Source organism: Streptomyces sp. NPDC050636, assembly GCF_040654775.1.
Taxonomy (GTDB): domain Bacteria; phylum Actinomycetota; class Actinomycetes; order Streptomycetales; family Streptomycetaceae; genus Streptomyces.
On sequence record NZ_JBFAIP010000204.1, the window covers coordinates 1 to 4,666 of the forward strand.

Genomic DNA, 4,666 nt, shown 5'->3' on the forward strand with positions numbered 1-4,666 from the left:
CGCCCGAAGGAATACTGGCCCGCCCACGCCACCATCGCCGTGCACAGCAACCTGGGCCGCCCTGCGGTCGATCCGCGCGGCCCGCCCGGACGGCGCCCCGATCTACGTGATCCTCGACAACCTCTCCGCCCACCTGAACTGGAAGATCCGCAGATGGGCGACCCGCCCGAAGGTCGAGTTGTGCTTCACCCCGACCTACGCGTCCTGGGCCAACCCCATCGAGGCACACTTCGGACCCTTGCGGCAGTTCACCCTCGCCAACTCCCACCACCCGAACCACACCGTCCAGACCAGGGCCCTGCACGCCTACCTGCGCTGGCGCAACAAGAACGCCCGACACCCCGACGTCCTGACCGCCCAGCGACGCGAACGAGCCCGAATCCGCAGCGAGAAAGGCATTCGCTGGGGCGGACGACCCCTCAGTGCAGCCGCCTGACGGACCCCCTCGGTTGGAGCATTAAGCCGAACGCAGGGGTGGGACATTCCTCGCGATCGCAGCGGCTGGCAGCAGAATGCTCGGCTCGGCACCGGGATCCTCGACTATGACGACGCCAGCCGCCTGAATGTCGAAGTCCGTCGGCCAGACGGTGACTTCGCTCGCCAGTGCGCCTTCCAGCTTCGCCCGTGTCAGGTCGGCACCAGTGAGGTCGGTTCCTCGGAGATCAGCCAATCTCAGATCCGCGCCGGTGAACTTGGTGCCATGGCCCCGCGCCTTGCGCAGATTTGCCTCCCGCAGGTCGGCGTCGGAGAAGTCAGCGTCGCTGAGGTCGGCCCTGACCATGCGAGCGCCGCGCAGGTCGGCTTCGATGCAACGGCTCTGGTGGAGAATCGACGTCCCGAGCTCCACGTGCCGCATGTTGGCCGCGATCAGCGATGCCTTGGTCAGGTTGACCTGGTAAATACTCGCCGCTTCCAGGCAGGCGCCGTCGAAGTTGATGTGGTGCAGCCACAGTCCGTCGCAGTCGGCCCGACGCAGGTCGGTGTAGCTGACGTTGAGCCAGTCGGGGTGGTGTTCCTGGCATAGGACCCCGAGGCCGGTGAGCGCCACCTGGGCATCCGGGGCACGGGTCTCCAGCGGAGGCACGGAGTTGATGGAGGCTTCCGCCGCCGGGGCGTCCTGCCCTTGCGGAGGCCATGGCAGGTGAGTCCGAAGAAACGCGGCCTTGATCGAGATGACCGCCTCCCGGTCGTGAGCCGAATGGTCCGCGATCCGCCACAGTGCGTAGAGGCCGCCGATCCGGACGTCCGTGTTCTCGCTGCCGAGCTGGTCGACCGCCCGGCTGAAGCGGTCGGTGATGTGTCCCTCTCGGGTGGCGTTCAGACCCTCCTGGTTGACCCTCAACTGCCGCCAGGTGGCGTACGCGCCGAAGAGGACGACAGTCCCACCGACCGCCCGCACGAGCGTCGTGCGTACGTTGTTCACAGCTCCGAGCCGTTCAGCAGCCGAGATCCTGGCCCCGCCGAGATCGCGCTCGACCACCAGTCCCGGGAGCACCACGACCACTACGGCCAACGCGGCGAGCACGGCCAGCACCGCCGCCACCGTGAGAAGAGCGGAACTGACCCGACGCCGCCGAGAGACCATCGGCATGCGGCGGCCATGAATAGATCCCCCCCGTATCCATGCACACATGATCGCAGGGCGGCACGGAAGCCGGTGTACCTATCCGGTCAGAGCACCAGAGGAGCGCTGTCCGCCATATCGGCGGCGCGCCGGCAACACTGTGATCACCCGAAACCGGCGCCGGCCACGCCGCAACCGCGTGAGGGACTCGCGCACAGCTCTCGGCGGACCTCGGCCAGCTGGTGAGGTCGGCGCGGGCGCGGGCCACCCGGGAGCGGACCGTGCCGATGGGGCAGCCCACGACCGCCGTGGCATCCGCGTACGGCATCCCGACCAACTGCGTGAGCATGAATGCCTCGCATATAGTGTTTGTGAAAATGATTCCCATGTCCGAATATGGAAGATCACCTGTGCACGTCACCAGAACCTCGCGGCGGACACCCCCTGACCCCCGCCACACCACCCCGACTCGCATGCTGACAGGGACGTGGTGATGGCCGGAGCGTCGCCCGCGCCGGCAGCCGCCGAGCACCTTCAAGGCACCCCACTGTGGTCGAAGCGGCTCGCATGGGAACCGGTCGCCCTTTCGGTGGGCGTGGGACTGATCGCCGTCGCCGGGCGCCGCGGCGGAGTGCGCGTACTGGATCTCGACGGGGGCGAGGAGCAGGGCCACCTCGCGTTGCCCGGCGGGATCACGGATCTCACTTTTTCTCCCGACGGGCACCACCTGGCGCTGGTAGGCCCCCGCGGATACGGCCTATGGCGTGCACTGGACGGCAGGCTGATCACGCGGACCACTGCCGCATCGTGCATCCGAGCGTGCTGGATGCGACCGGGCGTCGTGGCAATCGCGGAAGGGCGCCAGGTCATGGCGTACGACACCGACGGCGTGGCGCAGTGGTCCGCCGCACCACTCCCAAAGGCAGCCACCGACATAGCCTCCGCGCAAGGCGGACGCCTGTTGGCGGTGTCGCTGGCGGGCCAGGTCCGCTGCTTCATGCCCATGCGTCGCGAACCGGTCGCCGTGCATGAATACGGCGACGCACCGGACGGTCTCACTCTGTCCGTCGACGGCCGTTGGGCCGTCTGCTCGACGCACCAGCGGAAAACGTTGCTGTGGGAGACGCATCGCCCGACGACCCGGCCGGTCGAGTGCGCGGACACCTCGGGCCGGCACGCCCCGGTCTTCAGCGAGAGTGGCCACAAGCTGGCCGTACCAGCCGAGCGCCACCTGTCGCTCTGGTCCATCGGCCCCAGGAGACCGGCGAGATGGGCCGTCCTCCCCGTATGCGCCTCAGCGCTGGCCTGGCAGCCCGGCGCGGGAGACACGCTCGCGACTGCGGGGTCCGACTACACCGTCCGGCTGTGGCACGCCGGACCCAACAGCCGGAGGATCAGCCGCCCCTCGCTCGCCGTAGGGCGCCTGACCAGCCCCGCCACGTCCCTTGCATGGATAGGACGGCGCATGCTTGCGGTGGCGGAACGGGGCGGCCGCATCACACTCCTGGACGTCGGCGCCGACACCCCACCACAGCCCCGAGGGTGACGGAGGGCCGGACGGCGGGACAGGGAGCCGAGGTTCCCGTGCGACGCGGCATCCGTTTAACACCCCTCCATTTGAAAATGGGAGCCATTTCCAGTTAGCTTGTTGCCCGTCACCTAGTCGTGCAGGAGGTCGGCCATGGCCGTACCCAAGCGGAAGATGTCCCGCAGCAACACCCGCCACCGTCGTGCCCAGTGGAAGGCGGCCACCCCACAGCTCGTGCCCGTCACCGTCGACGGCACCCCCTACCTCGTCCCGCAGCGACTGGCCAAGGCGTACGAACGCGGGCTCCTGCGCCCGGAGAGCTGAGCCGACGGCATGACGCACAACCGACTGCCCGTCACCGTCCTGTCGGGCTTCCTCGGAGCGGGCAAGACCACCCTGCTCAACCACGTCCTGGGCAACCGGGAGGGCCTGCGCGTCGCGGTCATCGTCAACGACATGAGCGAGATCAACATCGACGCGAGCCTGGTGCGTGGCGGCGAGGCCGCCCTCTCCCGCACCGAGGAACGCCTGGTCGAGATGACCAACGGCTGTATCTGCTGCACGCTGCGAGATGACCTTCTCGAAGAGGTGGACCGGCTGGCCCGCGAGGGCCGCTTCGACTACCTGCTCATCGAGTCCAGCGGCATCTCGGAGCCGATGCCGGTCGCGGCCACCTTCGCCTTCCCGCGCGACGACGGAGCGACCCTCGGGGACCTCGCCAGGCTCGACACGATGGTCACCGTCGTCGACGCCGCCAACTTCCTGCCGGAGCTGGCCGGCGGCGACGGACTGGCCGAGCGGGGGCTGGACCAGTACGAGGACGACGAACGCACCGTCAGCGACCTGCTGATGGACCAGATCGAGTTCGCCGACGTCATCATCCTCAACAAGACCGACCTGGTTGATGCGCAGAGCGCCGAACGCCTTCAGGCCGCGCTCACCCGCCTCAACCCGGCCGCCCGCATCGTGCCCGCCCGGCACGGCCGGGTGAACACCGGCGACATCCTCGGCACCAGCCTCTTCGACCTGGAACGGGCCCAGCAGGCCCCCGGCTGGGTACAGGAACTCAACGGCGACCACATCCCGGAAACCGAGGAATACGGCATCTCCAGCACGGTCTTCCGCGCCGGTGCACCGTTCCACCCGAACCGGCTGTGGACCTTCGTCACCGAGGAGTTGGACAGCGGCGCCTACGGCCAGATCCTGCGTTCCAAGGGCTTCTTCTGGCTGGCCAGCCGCCCGAACGTCACCGGCTTGTGGTCGCAGGCAGGGGCCGTCGCCCGCTTCGAGCCCTCCGGCGCCCGTGATGCCGACGACCGCCAGGGACAGGAACTGGTCTTCATCGGCACCGGGTTGCGCGATGAGGCACTGCAAGCGGCCCTGGCCAACTGCCTCTTGGCCGACGGGGAACAGCCCTCCGACGACCCGTTCCCCGCCTGGGACACATATGGCATCGACGACGCCTGCGAACACGAGCACCCGGATCTGGTGCAGCAGACCTGACAAGCTCCGGGTTGGGCAGTGGTCGCAGCCACGGCACTGCCCAACCCGGCATGCACGACGGTGCGTATACC

5 protein-coding genes and 1 pseudogene are annotated in these 4,666 nt (G+C 68.5%); 4 read left to right on the top strand and 2 right to left on the bottom strand.

All coding sequences use genetic code 11. The features are described 5' to 3' along the window. A partial coding sequence (locus AB0I10_RS40380; RefSeq protein WP_363157728.1) for a transposase occupies positions 1–436 on the top strand: 436 nt, incomplete at its 5' end. Between the two features lie 21 nt (positions 437–457). On the opposite strand, the gene AB0I10_RS40385 is transcribed toward AB0I10_RS40380, so the two are convergent. Next, positions 458–1,633, bottom strand: coding sequence for a pentapeptide repeat-containing protein (locus AB0I10_RS40385; protein ID WP_363157729.1), 1,176 nt, complete (start codon positions 1,631–1,633; stop codon positions 458–460). Between the two features lie 175 nt (positions 1,634–1,808). Further along, positions 1,809–1,922, bottom strand: a pseudogene (locus AB0I10_RS40390) (sigma factor-like helix-turn-helix DNA-binding protein); the annotation flags it as partial. A gap of 135 nt (positions 1,923–2,057) precedes the next feature. Here AB0I10_RS40390 and AB0I10_RS40395 point away from each other — a divergent pair. The 3 genes from AB0I10_RS40395 to AB0I10_RS40405 all read left to right on the top strand — a co-directional run bounded on the left by AB0I10_RS40395 (position 2,058) and on the right by AB0I10_RS40405 (position 4,595). After that, positions 2,058–3,110: a hypothetical protein gene (locus tag AB0I10_RS40395; RefSeq protein WP_363157730.1), complete on the top strand. Its 1,053-nt coding sequence runs from the start codon at positions 2,058–2,060 to the stop codon at positions 3,108–3,110. Positions 3,111–3,245: 135 nt separating this feature from the next. Continuing rightward, the gene (rpmF, locus tag AB0I10_RS40400; protein WP_363157731.1) at positions 3,246–3,416 is read left to right on the top strand and encodes a 50S ribosomal protein L32; all 171 of its coding nucleotides are present in this window, start codon (positions 3,246–3,248) and stop codon (positions 3,414–3,416) included. Positions 3,417–3,425: 9 nt separating this feature from the next. Further along, on the top strand, positions 3,426–4,595 hold the full coding sequence (locus AB0I10_RS40405; RefSeq protein ID WP_363157732.1) for a GTP-binding protein: 1,170 nt from the start codon (positions 3,426–3,428) through the stop codon (positions 4,593–4,595). Positions 4,596–4,666 lie beyond the last annotated feature (71 nt).